The organism is Gracilimonas qinghaiensis (genome assembly GCF_046602855.1).
Taxonomy (GTDB): domain Bacteria; phylum Bacteroidota; class Rhodothermia; order Balneolales; family Balneolaceae; genus Gracilimonas.
This window is the reverse complement of sequence record NZ_JBKINJ010000001.1, coordinates 1357788-1374628: the sequence shown is the minus strand read 5'-3', so window position 1 is coordinate 1374628 and position 16841 is coordinate 1357788. Positions and strand designations below refer to the sequence as shown.

The following is a 16841-nucleotide window of genomic DNA, read 5'->3' as shown; positions in this document are numbered from 1 at the left end:
GTGATATGAGATCATGGATATAAATAGTATCAATGCAAACACCGCATCGGCCTTTCAAAAGCAAAACACTTCGGGTAAAACCGAAATGGGGCAGAAACAATTTATGCAGCTTTTGGTAGCACAGATGAGAAATCAGGATCCGATAAATCCAATGGATGGTGCTGAATTTGCATCACAACTGGCACAGTTTAACTCAGTTGAGCAATTGATAGATGTGAATAGCGGTTTAGAAATCTTACAGAACAGTCAAGACATGATGAGTGCGAGTCTAACTAACTCAATGGCAGCCACTCTTACCGGAAAACAGGTTAGAGCTTTAAGCGAACAGGTGAACCTGAGTGCTGAAGGTAATAGCGAGATTAAATATAAGCTTAAATCTTCGGCTGAAGAAGTGGAAATTGTTATACGCAACGCTAGTGGTGCTGAAGTACGACGTGAAACTTTGAATGGAGTATCATCGGGAGATAACAATTGGACCTGGGACGGAAAAAACAACTCAGGTGAACGCCTTGGTGAAGGAAATTACCAGATAGAAGTAGTAGCCAAAAATGGCGATGAAGACGTAAATGCCCTTGTATACATGGAGGGAGTTGCTAATAAAGTACGCTTCAGTGGAAATGGAGTGTTTTTATCAATTAACGGTATTGAGGTACCGATCGGTGACGTAGAAGAAGTCGGTACCGGTATTTTTTAATCAATAATTTTAATAACAGATACGGCATTGCTCAAAGCATGTCAGCAGTATAAAACTGCAAACCAAAACAGGAGTTAATTATGTCACTAATAAAATCCCTTAATTCAGGCGTAAGTGGTTTGAGAGCTTTTCAAACCAAAATGGACGTCATTGGAAACAATATTGCAAATGTTGAAACAGCAGGGTTTAAATCATCCAGAGTTTCATTTTCCGAAATGATGAGTGAGAGACTTGGTCGTGCCGGAGGTGGTGATTCTGCCCCTCAGCTCAGTAATCAGGTCGGTTTGGGAGTTCGAGTAGCATCTATTGATCGTGATTTCAGCCAAGGTGCTATGCAAAGTACAGGTAGAGCAACTGATCTGGCCATTGAAGGTGAAGGATACTTTATGGTTTCTGATAACGGCGAACAACTTATGACTAGAGCTGGAAACTTCGTATTTAATAAAGACGGATATTTAGTAGATCAGGGTGGACGGTCTGTACAAGGCTATATCGCTGACCGAAACGGAAATGTTTTAGGCGGTGGTGCAGCGGAGGATATACGAATTGACTTTGAAAATGTGCTCCCTCCCAAAAAGACGGAAAATGTAACTCTTGCTGGTAACCTGAATGCAAGTACAAGTACAGCTAAAGTACTTCAGTCACAAAGCGGATTTACTATCAACGGAAGTCCTGCACCTGACAATACCGATATTAACGACCTGAGCCAGACACTTACAGATTTGGTTGCCGGAGACACTATCGATTTTGATGTGGTTCTGAATGACGGTACTACTGCTACTTACAGCTTCACATATGGAGCCGGAAATGATGGTACGACCCTTGATGATATGGTAAATGCATTCAATACACAGATGCCAAATGCTGAGGGTAAAATGGCCTTAGTGGACGGTATTTTGATGCTCCGATCAGCCCAATTGGGTGAAAGTGAACTCGATATAACAAACATGTCGGTTACAGGAACCGGTGATATTAACCTACCTGGTTTACAAACTGTTCAGGAAGGTGAAACTAATGCACAGACAATGAGTACTACCGTCTACGACGAATTGGGTAATGCTCATTCTCTTTTGCTGGAGTTTACTCAGACAAATCCAAATGAGTGGCAGTATTCAGCACGCTTCTTGGATGGTGAAGAGATCACTTCCGGTGCTTCTGGAATCGTTACATTTGATGAACTTGGACAGCTTTCATCAGATGACCTTCTTAATCTATCGTTTGAACCAGGTGGGGGAGCTAATACTACCAACTTCTCAGTTGAACTTGGAAATTCCCAGAGCGGTACAAGATTTACACAGTATGCCGGAAGCAATTCTGCGAAAGTGATTAGCCAAGATGGATATACTCAAGGTCAATTGATTGATGTAACCATTAACGGAGCCGGACAAATTGAAGGAGTATACGATAACGGTAATGCTATGGTACTTGCACAAATGGCACTTGGAAAAGTTCAGAACCAAAATGGTCTTGAAATGATCGGAGGCGGATTATTCAGAGCCACATCAGCTGCCGGAGAAATGTTTATTGATACTGCTAATAACTTTTCCGGAACTGCTATTAATTCCGGGTCTTTAGAAGGGTCAAATGTAGATCTTGCTAAGGAATTCACAGATATGATCACAGCCCAACGTGCGTATCAGTCCAGTGCAAGAGTAATTAGTACTTCTGACGAAATGCTAACCGAAGCAGTAAATCTTAAACGTTAATTTTCTGAATTAAAGCTTATGAAAATTTCGTAAGCTGACAAAAGGACAACATAAACCCCACAATGTAGACTTATAACTCTGCTTGTGGGGTTTTTATCTAAATATAATTACTGTACGACCCACCTTAAGACCTTATTATTTTTTTGAAAATTCATAGCTTAATTATTTAAGATATCATTGTATATACCGATAATCATTCTATGTTAGATCGTTCAAGTAGCATAGGATTTATTTTAGGTTTCGCATTGATAATCGGAGCAATTGTTACTCAGGGTAGTTTGTCTACCTTTATGAGTTTTTCATCTGTTTTGATTGTAGTGGGAGGGGTAATCGCAGCAACGGCTATTAACTATAGTTTTGCAAAGATCAAGATCAGTTTTGATACCACCCTGAGTCTAATGAAGCTAAGTTCAATTGATCTTCGTACAGACATGGAGTTGCTCTCCATGTTTGCACGCCGCGTTCGAAGGAATGGAATATTAGTGCTGGATGGAGATCTGAAGCATTTAAAAGATGAATACTTGAAAAATGGATTGCAACTTGCCGTGGATGGCTTCAAAGAAGAAACTTTAGAAAGTATTCTGAAAGATGAAATTCAGAGCAGGGAAAAACAAGTGGAGCTCTCCATCATGCTTTTAAATTCAATGGCAAACTATGCACCGGCGTTTGGGATGATAGGAACCGTGGTGGGAATGGTTTTGATGCTTCAAAATATTTCTGATCCGGAGTCTTTGGGGGCAGGTTTGTCTGTAGCACTTATTACAACTTTATATGGGTCTATTTTAGCTAATATGTTTTTTGGCCCCCTGGCGGGTAAACTTGAATATCTGAGTGAATTAGACCGAAACAGAAAAGAATTATTTAGGATTGGAATTATATCAATAGTAGAGGGTGTAAATCCCAGAATAATGGAAAAGAAGATGCTTATATACGTAGACCCGAAAAGTCGGGCCGAATATTTAAAGCATCATGAAGAGTTGAGTATTCTCAAGAAAAGAGATGAAAAATTCTACAAACTTTGGATCGAACAACAGGATAAAGAATGGGAAAATCTAAAGGAAGTTCTGGCAACTGGCTGATGACTTACGGCGATCTAATGACGCTGTTATTAGTTTTTTTTGTTCTGCTTTATACTCTTACACCAAGTATTAATGACGGTGTGTTCAAAGATTTTATATCCTATTTTCAAAAGAGTTCCGGTTTTTTTGATGCACAAAATTTGAAATCCCAAGATTTTGAAATACCGGCAGATTCCCTGAATGTTGAAGATCTGTTGGAAAAGCGAGTTGAATATTGGCAGGCTTTTGCAGATTTATTGGAAGAGTTTGAGTTTTCATCAGAGGTTGATATTGAGGTCAGTTCAAGCGGGGTCAAGATCACATTAAGCGACTCACTGACCTTTGAAAGTGGTTCTTCAGAACTACTTCCAAATGCAAAGACTGTTCTTCTCGAGGTAGCCGATAGGATTGATGCAAAGGTTATCGAAATTGAAGTACAAGGCCATACTGATGATGTGCCTATTCGTGAAAATTCGATCCATGAAACCAACTGGCACCTAGGCGCTGCAAGATCCGTTTCGGTAGTGCAGTATTTGCAGGAGAAATCAGAAATAAAACCTGGAAATTTTAAAGCAAGCAGTTTAGGTGAGTACAATCCGATTGCAGACAATAACACAGAATCAGGTCGAAGGAAAAACCGTAGAGTAGAAATTTATCTACGTGATGAGCTTCTTATGAATTCACGTAATACAGAGCTTTGGTTCTGAAACAACAAATTATTCAAGCAGGAGAACTATTATGGCAACAAAAAAATCAAAGACTAAGAAAAAAGACAGAGCGTCAAAATTTCTCTCAATAGGAAAATATTTCCTTGTCCTTTTGTTTTTTTTGGCACAAGGGTACCTTGCTTACGCCATTGTGGATAAATATTATCCGGGAGTTTATGAAACCATGAATTCAAAAAGTCCAAAAGATTTTGGTACCTACGAGGTTGGCGAATTGGTTGTTAATCCGGCAAACACAAACGGTAAAAGATATCTTCTTGTGGAAATAAGTGTTGAATTGGACGATAAAGAGCATATTTCTAAGTTGGATAACAATAAAATGAAGTTAAAACAGGAAGTCATTGAAACTCTTTCTAAGCGAACCATACCGGAGCTGGTAAAAGTAGAAGACCGTGATTCCTTAAGATATGAACTTATCGATGTAATTAATTCTGTGATCGAGGTTCGTTCGGTACGCAATTTGTATTTCACTAAGTATGTAATGCAATGATAGTAAACGAACAATGGATACCTTTTTATGGAATTGAAAGCACAAAAGCGTGCACAAGGAAAAGTTAAGTATGTAGAATCGTACGATTTCAGACAGCCCAAGTTGTTCAGTAAGGAGATTATGAGAACCTTGCGAACCATACATGATGTGTTTTCCAGAAACCTGAGCCGAATATTCAGTTCTTCGCTTCGGTATAAGGTAGATATTAGCCTCAGTAAGATAATGCAGCTTTCCTCTCCGGATTTTGTACAAAATATTGAAAGCCCAAGTACCATCTACCTGCTTTCCGTTGACGAACTCGGAGGGGAGATCATTATCGTTCTGCCCCCGGAATTTTGCATCCATCTTATTGAACGCCAAAGTGGCGGGCAGGGACGTGCCATTCAAGAGCGCCGAACGCTTACCGTTATTGAAGAAAAAATCGTTAACCGGATTATAAGGAATATTAATAAGGAAATTATATCAGCGTGGGAACCATATATGGACTTTTCGATTGACTCTACTACTTATGAGAGTAAGCCGGAAAACCTTCATCTTGCTTCAGTTGATCCCACCATCATTGTAAAATTTAAGGTTGATCTAGGGGAAGAAGAACTTGAAGTGGGAGTTTCATATTCATATAGCCTACTTAAAAAAGCTATGAGTGATACTATCCTTAAGAAAGGGATGAAATCTAAACAGGAAGAGCTTACAGGTGATGAGATGGAGGGCTATAAACGCACGTTGCACCATGCAAAAGTTCGTATTCAACCGCTTTTGGGTACTGCCCGGCTCACTCTAAATGAAATTATAAATCTAAAAGAGGGAGACACTATTCCCTTAAAACAAAAATCTGATAAGCCATTGGCAGTCCGCATTAATGGAACAACCAAGCTTAAGGCTTATCCCGGCATCATACAGGGAAGAAGAGCTGTCAAAGTATTCGAATTGCTTGAAGAAATAAATGAAACAGAACTGGTATAGCTATGAACAATTATCAAGAACAACTACAAAATTATTTACCGGGAATTCAGGAATTTTTGACTTCCATTTTCCTCGAAGAAACCAAGATCAATATCACTTCATTTAATGAACTTGAAGCTGAATCTGCTCCTGAAACATTACAAGAAAACGATATCATTCTTTATGCCAGGGATGAAGGTCTTGAAATGGATGTGTTTGGTATTCTCGATGATGAATGGTTCGGTTTGCTTTCAAGCGTGATGCTTGGTGTTGAAGAAAAGAAATTCAATGAGGTCACCAAAGATCTGCTTAAGAAATTTTCGGATGAACTTTCCGAGACGCTTAAGAAAAAACTAGCTGAAGAAGATATTGAAACCGGTTTTGGTGAAGTGGAAGTATATCAGTTGAGTGACCTTGAAGATTTGTTTAAACACACCACATATTACCACGGAAGTTTGGAGGTTGAAGGACTAGCTGACGATAAAGTACGTGCAGCGATCTTAATTGGTGACCCGGAAGCGCCGATTTTGAAGGAAGAACCTGTGCAGTCCGTAGATGAAACGGAAAAGAAGCAACAAGTAACCGAAGAGATTCTTGACGATAATAATCTAAAGGAAACGGCTTTTGACCAACAGGCACAGGAAGAAAGAAATGGAGAGCCAGAGGAAGTAATTTCGGGTAAGTACATTGAATTTGAAGATTTTGATGAAACTACTCCTCCTCTTGAAAACGAGGATGGTAACAGTATGGACCTGTTAAAAGATGTGGAAATGGATGTTTCAGTTGAACTTGGGAGGATTGAGCTTCCGCTGGGAAAAGTACTTCAGCTTGCCAAAGGTTCCGTTATTGAACTCGAAAAATTAGCCGGAGAACCGGTCGATATCCTGGTGAACGGACAACGCATAGCTCATGGAGAAGTGGTTGTAATTGATGAACATTTTGGTGTTCGTATTTCAAACCTTATTACTACTCGTCAGCGTATAGCGAGCCTATCCTGATGGATTTTCAAAAAGCATTTTCACAATCGGGTAAAAAGCCGCAAAGTATACTGAAGATCGTACTGGGTATTTCACTGGCATTGCTGGTCATATGGCTGTTTCTGGTGTCAAAGATGGACACCGGAACTGTCGCCCAAAGCAGTGATCCTGAAGTTCAGGAACGTACTTTAGGGTTACAAGAATCTCTTAAAAAGACTTCAGTTAGTAAGGTTCAGGAATCTAAAAGAGAAGAGCCAGACATGTTTCAAAATGCTTTTATCACTTTTCTCTTTATGGTTAGTGTTTTAGTGGCTGTGTGGTATTGGTCTAAAAAGAAAGGTGCAGTTACTCAAAAAGAAATTAAAAGCAGGGACATTGACTCTCATTCACTTTCACAAAATGCACAATTAAAGTTTATCGAAATAAATGAGGAAGTGTGGATTGTAGGGGTAGCAGAAACAGGAGTAAATCTTTTGCATCGTTATTCAAAAGAGGAGTGGAAGGAAGGTGAGACTGAAAATACAGCCCATGAAGCAGATGAATGCAAAACCACTAAAAGTAAAACAGGAAAGGAAAATTTCAAAACTTTTCTGAAGCTCGCCAACAACTAAATGATCTCAACAATAAGGAAATATATGTTTCGCCTATTGATCGTGGTGACCATGATTATCGTAACAACAGCGGGCTCAGCGACGGAAGCATCACCGTTGAAGTCAAGATTCGCTTTTCAGGCAGGAATCAATTCGACAATAATGCTTCAGCAAGCTATTCCGCAAATAGGACTGTCTATCGGAAATGATGATACCAGTGACGAAGATTTCAGTTTGGCTATACAGGCATTGATTCTGATCACCATACTGTCGTTTGGGGCCGCATTTGTTACGATGATGACCAGCTTTACGCGCATAATCGTAGTTTTCTTTTTTCTGAGAATGGGATTGGGTACACAGCAATCGCCACCTAACCAGGTTTTGATAGGATTGGCACTCTTTCTCACGATTTTTATCATGAAACCCACCTTCGATCAAATGAACGAAGAGGCCATTCAACCTTATATAAATGAGGAAATGACGCAAGTTGAGGCATTAGCTACAGCTGCAGTTCCTTTGAAAGAATTTATGGTGAATCAGACGCGGGAAAAAGACCTTCTTTATTTTATGGACATGGCCGGAGTTAGTACAGTAGATAGTATTGAAGGTCTACCACTATATGTTGCCGTGCCATCCTACGTTCTCAGCGAGCTTCGGATTGCATTTCAGATCGGCTTTATGATCTATTTGCCCTTCATGGTAATTGACCTTGTTGTGGCTTCCATTTTACTCTCGATGGGTATTATGTTTTTGCCTCCTGTGATGGTCTCATTGCCTTTTAAAATTTTAGTTTTTGTTTTAACAGACGGCTGGTATTTATTGGTGCAGTCGTTGGTAGAAAGTTTTAAATAAATATTTTTTATGAATATAGAGTCAGCATTGTATTGGTTACAAGAGATGTTAGTCGCTGTCGCAGTTTTATGTGCACCCGCAATGATCGGAGCATTGGTTGTTGGTCTGACTGTAGCTATTTTTCAGGCGGCGACCTCTATTCAGGAAATGACTTTGAGCTACGTCCCCAAAATGGCTGTTGTGGTAATCGTACTGTTCTTTATGTTTGGTTTTATGCTCCAGTTCAGTGTTGATTTTATGCAGCGGATTTTCGATTTCATTCCACAAATAGCTCAATGAGAACTCATGAGCTAATGTTAAGCTCTGAAAAATACTGTTATGGAATCTTTGTCAATTGATTTGATATTATCGGCCTTTTTAGTATTTGTCAGAGTTAGTGCTTTGGTCATGACAGCTCCCTTCTTTAGTACATCCGCATTTCCGGCTCAGATTAAGATCTATTTTTCCATTGTTACTTCTGTGATGTTGTTCTCGGTTATACCTTCGGATAGTGTGTTCTTATCGGCAGAATCCGGAGTTATATTCATTGTATCAGCCATTATTTTAGAGGCTTTGGTTGGAATTGCTTTGGGATTGATAGGGCAGCTGGTTTTTGCAGGATTGGAAATGGCAGGAATGCTTATCAGTTTGAATTCGGCACTCAGCTTCGCAAATATGGTTGATACGATGACCCAGAAGCAAAGTGCTATCATTAGTAACCTTTTCACTCTTGTAGCTGTTCTGGTATTTCTTTCCATAGATGGGGATAAAGTATATATCAGTGCACTAGTTAAGAGTTTTGATCTTATTCCAATTAATGAGGCTGAAATTCATCTAGCCGGTCCCTATATGCTTGAAATCGCAACCTATTTGTTTGTGATTGGGGTACAGATTACCACTCCATTTATTATTGTGATTTTTCTACTAGATGTTTCGATAGCTATCTTTGCCCGTATAATGCCACAGGCTAACATGATGTTCATTGCATTCCCAATAAAAGTAGGGGTAGGATTAAGTCTTCTATTACTATCGGTACCTTATTTGCCGACAGCTTTTGAGATGATGTTCCTTCAATTATACGATTTTCTGGCTGAAATCATAGGTATAATAGCACCAGGAATTAATTGATTATTCTTGACCTCACATTATCAATAAATAACTTATAAAGTATATGTTATCAAATAATGTCAGCTACTGCCATTATTATCTATCACTTTACTTACAGAAGTATTCATGAAGTGATTAATAGTAAAATTTTAATGCAATATGATGTGCATTGGTTATGCAGGTCAATGTGGGATTGGTTAAACATGATCCAAATCTCACGATTTGTATCGTTTCGTTATAGGACAACTTCTGTTTAAATCTTGCACATTTATTTAGCAGATTTACGAACAAAAGGTGAGAACTTACCCATTGATGGGAATAAATTTAAACTGTAAGGTCAATATTATTACCAATTTCAGGTTCATTGGAAGATTTTGCCTGTCGGTTAGGAGTCGGAGGTTGGTGTATTTTAAGATCGGTAATGGCTTCAGGATTTAACGAAATCTTGTCATCGATCTCAAAAGGTGGATGCTTGTCTTCAGAATCGTTCTTTTTCTTTTTTGAACGTTCTTCAGCATCTTTTTTTCGTTTGAGGAGATGCGGAATTTTTTTTAATCGTGATATTTTGGGTATGAGTGTCATTAGAAATATCATTCTTTACTGCTACAACCTATTATCGGTAACAGTAACCAAATGTTAAATACATATTTACTTAATGATCGGCTAAGAAAAGAAAACCTATAATAAGACAGTTAACCCAGTTAGGGAAAAGTGACTATTTAATGCGGAACTGAAAATTATCTTGTCTGATAACAGAAACTGCTTTTATGAAATTTAATACAGCTTTACTCTAAGTATACATTATATTTTCTTCACTAAGCTCTGCATTTAATTTGATGAGAATTTTTCCAATGATTTGAGAAATTCGCGCTTCTGTAAGTTCCATTAACAAGGCAATCTCACTCATGGTCATATCTTCATAGTAATATAGCATAAGTATCAATCGCTCTCTTTCCTTTAATGTACCTATCTTTTCTTGTAAAGCTTTGGTTCGTTCCTTTTTTTCAAGGTTCTGATCAGGGGTTTCGCTGTCAGGATTTTCATGAAAATCGTAGTGTGAATTGGAATTATCATCATAAGCGGGGCTATCAAGTGACAAGGCACTTCGCTGCTGGACATTGGATAGTAGCTTATGATAATCTTGAATGTCCATATTCAGTTCTTCAGCGATCTCCTCATCAGAAGGCTCACGGCCAAGTATTTGACTTTTTTGATCAATAACCCTCTGAACCTCACCATAACTTTTACGTTGTTTTCGCGGAAGTTGATCTATACTGCGCAGATAATCAACAATATTCCCTCTCACCCGGTAATAGGCAAAAGTGTTGAATTGAATGTTACGTTCGCAATCATAAGAATCCATAGCTTGAAGCAAACCGTAGATACCAGCACTTTCCAGGTCCTCCAACTGTGTTAAAGGTTGATCGGGCCTGCTTATTTTTCCAATGATACTACGAATAAGCGGCATAGATTTACTGATAATTGAATTTCTCAGTCCGGGTGCCGGATCTTTACAGTAGAGTTCGACAAGTTCTTGTAAGCTTTTATTTCCCATGATTAACTATCCCCCTGATCATTTGACGAACCGCTCCCGGTCCCTGACATAGTCATTTTATCAGAGTTATTATCCTTCACTACATTCAACAAGAAAATAGTAATGTAGATGACTGAGAACAGACTCATAAAGGCTACTATACTTCGATACATAGCTACATCTACTTCTGCTCCGGAGAGCATAAGAAGTAAAAACAAGATTAGTGATATGACTGTTATTAATCGTATTAACATTTTATCTCCTTATTTTAGTGAACCGGCCTCAATGTTGCTAATTTTCGGTTTGCCGAATAAGCGATCACTTGTTGCGTTATAAATTTAATTTCTTTTAGTTCTTCATCCACATTCAGGCTCTGGTTCAAAGGCTGTTGCTTCATGATTGATTTTTTTATGGAATTACTAGTCGGTATAAAACCCCAATAGGGTATTTTCTTTTTTAGAAAATAATTTAGGATGGTATTAAACCGCATGAATGTCTTTTCTGCACTTTCTTCATTTTCAGCAAAATTTACGATTCCGGAGAATTGATACTCAGGATCAATATTGTAAATATATTTACAGAGGCGATACACATCAGATATAGCAGCAGGTTCATCTACGATTACCAGAATTCCAATATCGGCCGTGTCCAATGCCCATAATGACATTTCACCGGCACCGGCCGGGGTATCAATAATGATGTAATCATGAGTTTTCTTTAAAAATTGAGTGATCTGATCTAAGGCATCCATCATTACTTCTGAACTTATGTTAGCCTGACTTGGATCAGATGCTCCGGTAATCAGCGTAATACCTTCTACTTTTTGGGGAAGTTGTTCGAGCCCACATTTTCCGTTTATCCAATCAGAAACAGTATGCTTAGCATGGCAATTTAAGAACGTAGCGCAATTCGAAAGTCCAAGGTCTGCATCAATGATTGCAGTTGAATGGCCCAATTCTTTGAATTGAAGCGCAATATTTATGCTGCTCATGCTTTTTCCCACGCCACCTTTTCCGCTTATCACGGTAGCTACAAAAGATTGATCTATATTTTGAAGTGTATCCATGCCTTTTTTAATTATCCTGTAAAATTCGTTGTGCAAACCAGCGCGGATCAAATTCTCCGAGGCTGTTAGGTGATTCCTCACCCCCTCTGCTTATATATCGTGCCGTGCATCCCATTTCTTGTAGAAACGGGATTATCGGTCCCCATTCAGAAACTTCATCGAGGTGCGTAATTGCTATATGATCCGGTTGCAGGGGATGATGATTAGCGGATGAGTTACGGAAATAGAATTTATTTAAAGAAGCGTTTACCACGTAATGGATCTCAAGCGGTGTAAGCGGAGTCAGCATCTGGCGTATTTTCCAAAAATCGCGGAAAGAATTTTCCCGTTCAATATTGATGGATGGAGTGTCGATCAGAACATGGTCAAATTCACTCCAAATATCCAGGTGATCGTTTACATCTTTTCCTTTACTGATCTCGAAATAGGGCAGATCATGGTCTACACAAAATGGCTTCAGAATGGTGTAGTAAGGAGTTGTATTATTTTGTTTTGGATGTATGCTTAGTATCGCTACTTTCTTCTTCTCCATCAGCTCTGGATGCTGACTCAATTTCATTATGAGGCTGGTTTTACCCGATCCGGATGGCCCTATGAAAAGCATATATTTTTGAGGGCCATCCAGTTTAGCTTCACCCAATGCGTTTCTAATGATAGCTGCGAGTTTAACCATAAATTGCTCCGGTTGATCATAAGGGTCAATTCCTTTTTCAATGATCTTACTGAACCAGCCGCCAATTACAGTGGTATTGATCCCGGTATGGACTAACTGTTGGAAAGCGGGGTGAGAGGCATAATCCAGGTTGGCTGACATGAGGGCAGAATCAAGTAAAGCCTCCAATTTATCAAAACGTTTATGCAGGGCGTTGATTTCACGCTGTTCATTTCTATTTGGTGATATCACCAGCGGTCGCTTTTGCTTTTCACGGGAGCTTTCCGTTTGTTTGAAATGGGTAATAAAGCCTTTGGTGTGGGCCAATTTTTTATTGGATCGATCCCTATTTACATGTTCTTCTTTTTCTAAGCTCGGTGACTTTGATTTACTATTTTCCTTAAATACTTTTCTAACTGCAGCACGGCCATAAGCTGATATTTCAGTATCATGTCTTTTAGTGCTGTTTTTACCTTGAATGTTTTGTTTCTGTTCACCATTGAATGTGAATGCGTCATTGCTGAGGGTGTCGTCCGTGTCATTCAGTTTCGAATTATCAAGTTGACGGGCATATTGTCTAAGTGAGGAAAGTTTATCTTTTTTAAAGTCAACGGATGTATGCTTTCTCTCCGTGGAAGCAGATTGTTCAAATTTTACGCCTGGGTCCTTTTCCGAAACGTTAGTTGCAGCTTTTTTCGCTTCAGATTCTGCCTGAGATTTGGCCGGAAATTGCTCTTTATTTTTATTCTTTTCATCTGAAAAGATAGTAATGCTGGCTTTATCCAATCCATCTTCCTTATTAGATTCTAAGACCAATAAATCGTTACCATACATCTGTTGCGCACTTTTTTTAGCTGCTTCAATAGTTTTACCAAAAACGTTCTTAAGTATCATACGGTTGCAAATTCTTCAGTTCCATGGACAGATTGCTCTGTTGTTTCGTTTCCTATAGGTTCAAATTCTTCAGCATCTAATTTTAATCTGCCGAAGGTTTTGAACTGTACGTCCTGACTGATATCGTTATACGATAGCACATTGATATCTGGCAAGATTGGTGCCAAAAATTCAAAAAGCGTAAATCTCAATACTGGTGAAGTCAGTAGAATCGGTTCATATCCCTGGCGTATCATCTTATCAAATGTAACAGATGAATTTTTATATAAGGTTTCTACGGTATCAGGCGTTAAACCCAAAGTGTTGGAGTTAAGCATCCCTTGTTGTGCCTGAGAGATCAGATGCGATTCAAGGTTCGAGTCCATCATTACCACTACAACCATGTTATCAGTGGTAAATTGATGTGTTATGGTCTCTGAAAGTGCATTTCTGCAATACTCATTAAGTACATCAGTATTATTGGTTTGGCCACAATGATCTGCAAGCGTTTCAAGGATGGTATTGAGGTCTTTGATAGGAATCCGTTCACGCAGCAATCGCTTTAATACTTTTTGTATCTCACCTACTTTCATGCCCTCAGGTATTAACTCTTCTACCAGTGCCGGCGACTGTTCTTTTATGTTGTCGATCAATTTTTTCACCATTTGTCTGTCCACTAATTTGAATGCATTTTTTTTCAATACTTCCATCAAATGAGTGGTAATGACTGCTCCTGATTCGATCACCGAAAGGCCATATTTTTCCGCTTGAGACTTATTTTTTCCGCTCACCCAAATAGCGTCCATTCCAAAAGTTGGATCTTTTGTTTCAATTCCTTGTATATCGGGTTTAAAATCTTCGGGAAGAAGTGTAAGATGATAACCCGGCAATATTTCACCTTCACCCTGCATAATGCCCCTCATCTTGATAGTATAATGGTTGGCATCAAGCTGAACATTATCACGTATTCGGATCGATGGAATAATGATCCCAAGTTCTGATGCAAGTTGCTTCCGCAGGGAGGTCATTCTGTCCAAGAGATCTCCACCCTGATTAGCTTCCACCATAGGGATTAGACTATAGCCAATCTCAAGTTCAAGGGTATCAACTAAAAGGTAATTTTCAACAGGGTCTTCCGGCTTTCCGGAAAGGAGTTTGTTCTCTTTATCCTCAGCTTCCTGTCGTTCTTCTTCTTCTTTAGTAAGATTAGTGTAAGCCATGAATAAGAAAAAGCCACTGATCATTGAGAAAGGAAGCAGTGGAAGCCCGGGCATTAATCCTAGCATAAACACAAAGATGGCACTGATCACCATTGTTTTGGGATTGCCCAATAATTGTCCTGTCAATTCCTTACTTAGGTTTCCTTCACTTGCTGCGCGTGATACAATGATACCTGCTGCAGTGGAGATCAATAAAGCCGGTATTTGAGAGACCAAGCCATCACCTATGGTCATTAAGGTATATTTAGTGGCAGCTTCCCCGATAGGCATATCCAATTGAACCGTACCAATAATTAAGCCGCCGATTATATTTATAAAAGTTATGAGAAGTCCGGCAATAACATCACCGCGAACAAATTTACTGGCACCATCCATGGCTCCATAAAAGTCGGCTTCCCGGGATATATCTTCACGTTTCTTTTTTGCTTCCTCATCTGTAAGCAGGCCGGCGCTAAGATCGGCATCAATCGACATTTGCTTGCCGGGCATGGCATCCAAGGTAAATCTGGCAGCAACCTCTGCAATACGTGTTGACCCTTTCGTAATAACTACAAAGTTGATGATTACTAAAACAGAGAAGATGATGATCCCAATAATGAAATTACCCTGAACAATAAATCCACCGAATGATTCAATGATGGAACCGGCATATCCCTCACTTAAAATCAATCGGGTAGTTCCCACATTTAATGACAGTCTGAAAAGTGTAAGAATGAGAAGCATTCCCGGAAAGACGGCAAATTGCAAGGGTTTCAGTGCATAGAAGGCGACGAGCAGTACAACTAAAGACAGGGAAATGTTCAATGCCAGGAAAAAATCCATCAATTCTGTTGGAAACGGTATAATCATGATCAAGAGGATCATGATTATGCTAGAGGAAATAAGTACGTCCGTTTGGAAAAATGTTCCTTTTAATGTTTTGGTATTTAAGCCGCCAAATATCATTAGATCTATACTTTGTGTTTATTCTTAAGTTTGTAAACATACGCCAGGATCTCTGCTACAGCCTTGTAGAGGTCACCTGGAATGAAACTGTCTTCCTCTGCTGTGGCAAAAAGAGCACGGGCTACTGGTTTATTCTCTACAATTGGTATGCCATATTCTTTAGCGAGCTCTTTTATCCGGAGTGCGCGGAGCCGTTGTCCTTTAACTACGACTAAAGGAGCATCGTTACTTTTTGGATCATAACGTAAGGCTACTGCATAGTGAGTAGGGTTGGTGACTACTACGTCTGAACTGAGAACAGCATGGTCTAGCCTTTTTTTATTACGAAGCTCCATCCCAAACTTTTTACGCCATCCTTTTACCTTCGGGTCTCCTTCCATTTGCTTGAATTCATCCTTCACCTCTTGTTTACTCATCTTCAGGTCTTTATGATGCTGATACCGTTGATAAATGGCATCAGCAATTGAGAGGACTAACAGGGCAGCAAGGATTCGGGTAATGAACATTAAGACAAAGGTCCCCATTTCGCCGAGGTTATAGTCAAGAGGTGATATCATGAAAGTCATAAAAGTGTCCACTTCATTTTTCACACTATAGTATCCTATGAGCCCAACTATGAACAGCTTGGCAAAGCCTTTGATTAGCTCTACAGCTCCCTTGGCCGAGAATATTTTCTTTATGCCATTCATTGGGCTCATCTTGCTTGCCTTCGGTGCCATTGCTTTTGCAGAAAAGGCACCTTTGGTCTGAGCTAAATTCACCAACAATGTGACAACTAATAATACAGACAAGGTAGGACCCATTATACCGATCATCGCCCATAACGCTTCTGAAAGGTGACTCATAGCTTCATTTTCGTTTGAAAAGCCACTTCCTGCATTTATGAAAAAGGTTTCAAACAAATGAGCAAACTGTGCGGATATTGAGCTTCCTAACGCCACAAACATTATAACGGATGTAGTCAACACAGCAACTGATGAGACTTCGGTACTAATGCTGACGTTCCCTTCCTTGCGGGCATCTTCCAGCTTTTTCGCCGTGGGTTCTTCCGTTTTTTCCTGATCTGAATTTTTATCTGACATGAGACATCCAGTTCAAAAACGGTACCATTTAATAATAGGGTGATAGAGGGGTGTTTTAAGATATTGATAAACAGAGATGCGGATATTTTGTCCTCCGGGCAGGAAAAGATTTCCATGAAATGAATAAGTGGAGGTAAAGAAGGCAGTTGAATGTTTTAGCTACTGCATGGTCTTAATCAAATGATCACAAAAATCGGTCAAAAGTAGCTTTAATACAGTATAATAGAGTTTTTTAACTGTGGAAAGTTACTAAAGCTCACTTGAATTGCTATTCTTCACTTTCCTGATATGAATAAAAAATTCACAGTGGCACAATAATTGAACTGTATGGGAATGTGAATTGGATATA

Annotated in this window: 18 protein-coding genes; 11 read left to right on the top strand and 7 right to left on the bottom strand. The window is 39.3% G+C overall.

Going from position 1 to position 16841, the window contains the following annotated elements:
• The first annotated feature begins 13 nt into the window (after positions 1 to 13).
• The 11 genes from ACKGJO_RS06090 to fliR all read left to right on the top strand — a co-directional run bounded on the left by ACKGJO_RS06090 (position 14) and on the right by fliR (position 9141).
• Positions 14 to 694, top strand: coding sequence for a flagellar hook assembly protein FlgD (locus ACKGJO_RS06090; RefSeq protein ID WP_411322522.1), 681 nt, complete (start codon positions 14 to 16; stop codon positions 692 to 694).
• Between the two features lie 80 nt (positions 695 to 774).
• Complete coding sequence (locus ACKGJO_RS06085; protein WP_411322521.1) at positions 775 to 2400, top strand: flagellar hook protein FlgE; 1626 nt, start codon at positions 775 to 777, stop codon at positions 2398 to 2400.
• A 200-nt stretch (positions 2401 to 2600) separates the two neighbouring features.
• Complete coding sequence (locus ACKGJO_RS06080; RefSeq protein ID WP_411322520.1) at positions 2601 to 3479, top strand: motility protein A; 879 nt, start codon at positions 2601 to 2603, stop codon at positions 3477 to 3479.
• Positions 3443 to 4165, top strand: coding sequence for an OmpA/MotB family protein (locus ACKGJO_RS06075; RefSeq protein WP_411322519.1), 723 nt, complete (start codon positions 3443 to 3445; stop codon positions 4163 to 4165). Before ACKGJO_RS06080 ends, ACKGJO_RS06075 begins: the two co-directional genes overlap by 37 nt.
• A 31-nt stretch (positions 4166 to 4196) precedes the next feature.
• Positions 4197 to 4673, top strand: coding sequence for a flagellar basal body-associated FliL family protein (locus ACKGJO_RS06070; protein ID WP_411322518.1), 477 nt, complete (start codon positions 4197 to 4199; stop codon positions 4671 to 4673).
• A 27-nt stretch (positions 4674 to 4700) separates the two neighbouring features.
• Positions 4701 to 5636: a flagellar motor switch protein FliM gene (locus tag ACKGJO_RS06065; RefSeq protein ID WP_411322517.1), complete on the top strand. Its 936-nt coding sequence runs from the start codon at positions 4701 to 4703 to the stop codon at positions 5634 to 5636.
• Between the two features lie 2 nt (positions 5637 to 5638).
• Positions 5639 to 6613 (top strand): flagellar motor switch protein FliN, encoded by a 975-nt coding sequence (fliN, locus tag ACKGJO_RS06060; protein ID WP_411322516.1) that lies wholly within the window; start codon positions 5639 to 5641, stop codon positions 6611 to 6613.
• Complete coding sequence (locus ACKGJO_RS06055; RefSeq protein WP_411322515.1) at positions 6613 to 7203, top strand: flagellar biosynthetic protein FliO; 591 nt, start codon at positions 6613 to 6615, stop codon at positions 7201 to 7203. The genes fliN and ACKGJO_RS06055 overlap by 1 nt, the downstream gene beginning before the upstream one ends.
• Positions 7204 to 7227: 24 nt before the next feature.
• On the top strand, positions 7228 to 8034 hold the full coding sequence (gene fliP / locus ACKGJO_RS06050) for a flagellar type III secretion system pore protein FliP (RefSeq protein WP_411322514.1): 807 nt from the start codon (positions 7228 to 7230) through the stop codon (positions 8032 to 8034).
• 9 nt (positions 8035 to 8043) lie between these two features.
• Positions 8044 to 8313 carry a flagellar biosynthetic protein FliQ gene (locus ACKGJO_RS06045; RefSeq protein WP_411322513.1) on the top strand — a complete coding sequence of 90 codons (270 nt, stop codon included), beginning with the start codon at positions 8044 to 8046 and terminating at the stop codon, positions 8311 to 8313.
• Positions 8314 to 8352: 39 nt separating this feature from the next.
• The gene (fliR, locus tag ACKGJO_RS06040; RefSeq protein WP_411322512.1) at positions 8353 to 9141 is read left to right on the top strand and encodes a flagellar biosynthetic protein FliR; all 789 of its coding nucleotides are present in this window, start codon (positions 8353 to 8355) and stop codon (positions 9139 to 9141) included.
• A gap of 303 nt (positions 9142 to 9444) precedes the next feature.
• Here the strand turns inward: fliR and ACKGJO_RS06035 are convergent, their stop codons facing one another.
• The 7 genes from ACKGJO_RS06035 to flhB all read right to left on the bottom strand — a co-directional run bounded on the left by ACKGJO_RS06035 (position 9445) and on the right by flhB (position 16492).
• Positions 9445 to 9702, bottom strand: coding sequence for a hypothetical protein (locus ACKGJO_RS06035; RefSeq protein WP_411322511.1), 258 nt, complete (start codon positions 9700 to 9702; stop codon positions 9445 to 9447).
• Between the two features lie 208 nt (positions 9703 to 9910).
• On the bottom strand, positions 9911 to 10675 hold the full coding sequence (locus tag ACKGJO_RS06030; protein WP_411322510.1) for a sigma-70 family RNA polymerase sigma factor: 765 nt from the start codon (positions 10673 to 10675) through the stop codon (positions 9911 to 9913).
• Between the two features lie 2 nt (positions 10676 to 10677).
• Positions 10678 to 10908 (bottom strand): hypothetical protein, encoded by a 231-nt coding sequence (locus ACKGJO_RS06025; protein ID WP_411322509.1) that lies wholly within the window; start codon positions 10906 to 10908, stop codon positions 10678 to 10680.
• Positions 10909 to 10922: 14 nt separating this feature from the next.
• Positions 10923 to 11720, bottom strand: a complete 798-nt coding sequence (locus tag ACKGJO_RS06020) for a P-loop NTPase (RefSeq protein ID WP_411322508.1) — start codon at positions 11718 to 11720, stop codon at positions 10923 to 10925.
• A 7-nt stretch (positions 11721 to 11727) separates the two neighbouring features.
• Complete coding sequence (locus ACKGJO_RS06015) at positions 11728 to 13266, bottom strand: hypothetical protein (RefSeq protein ID WP_411322507.1); 1539 nt, start codon at positions 13264 to 13266, stop codon at positions 11728 to 11730.
• A complete protein-coding gene (flhA, locus tag ACKGJO_RS06010; RefSeq protein WP_411322506.1) occupies positions 13263 to 15410 on the bottom strand; it encodes a flagellar biosynthesis protein FlhA in 2148 nt (715 codons plus the stop codon). Before flhA ends, ACKGJO_RS06015 begins: the two co-directional genes overlap by 4 nt.
• Before the next feature lie 5 nt (positions 15411 to 15415).
• Positions 15416 to 16492: a flagellar biosynthesis protein FlhB gene (gene flhB, locus ACKGJO_RS06005; RefSeq protein WP_411322505.1), complete on the bottom strand. Its 1077-nt coding sequence runs from the start codon at positions 16490 to 16492 to the stop codon at positions 15416 to 15418.
• Positions 16493 to 16841: the final 349 nt, after the last annotated feature.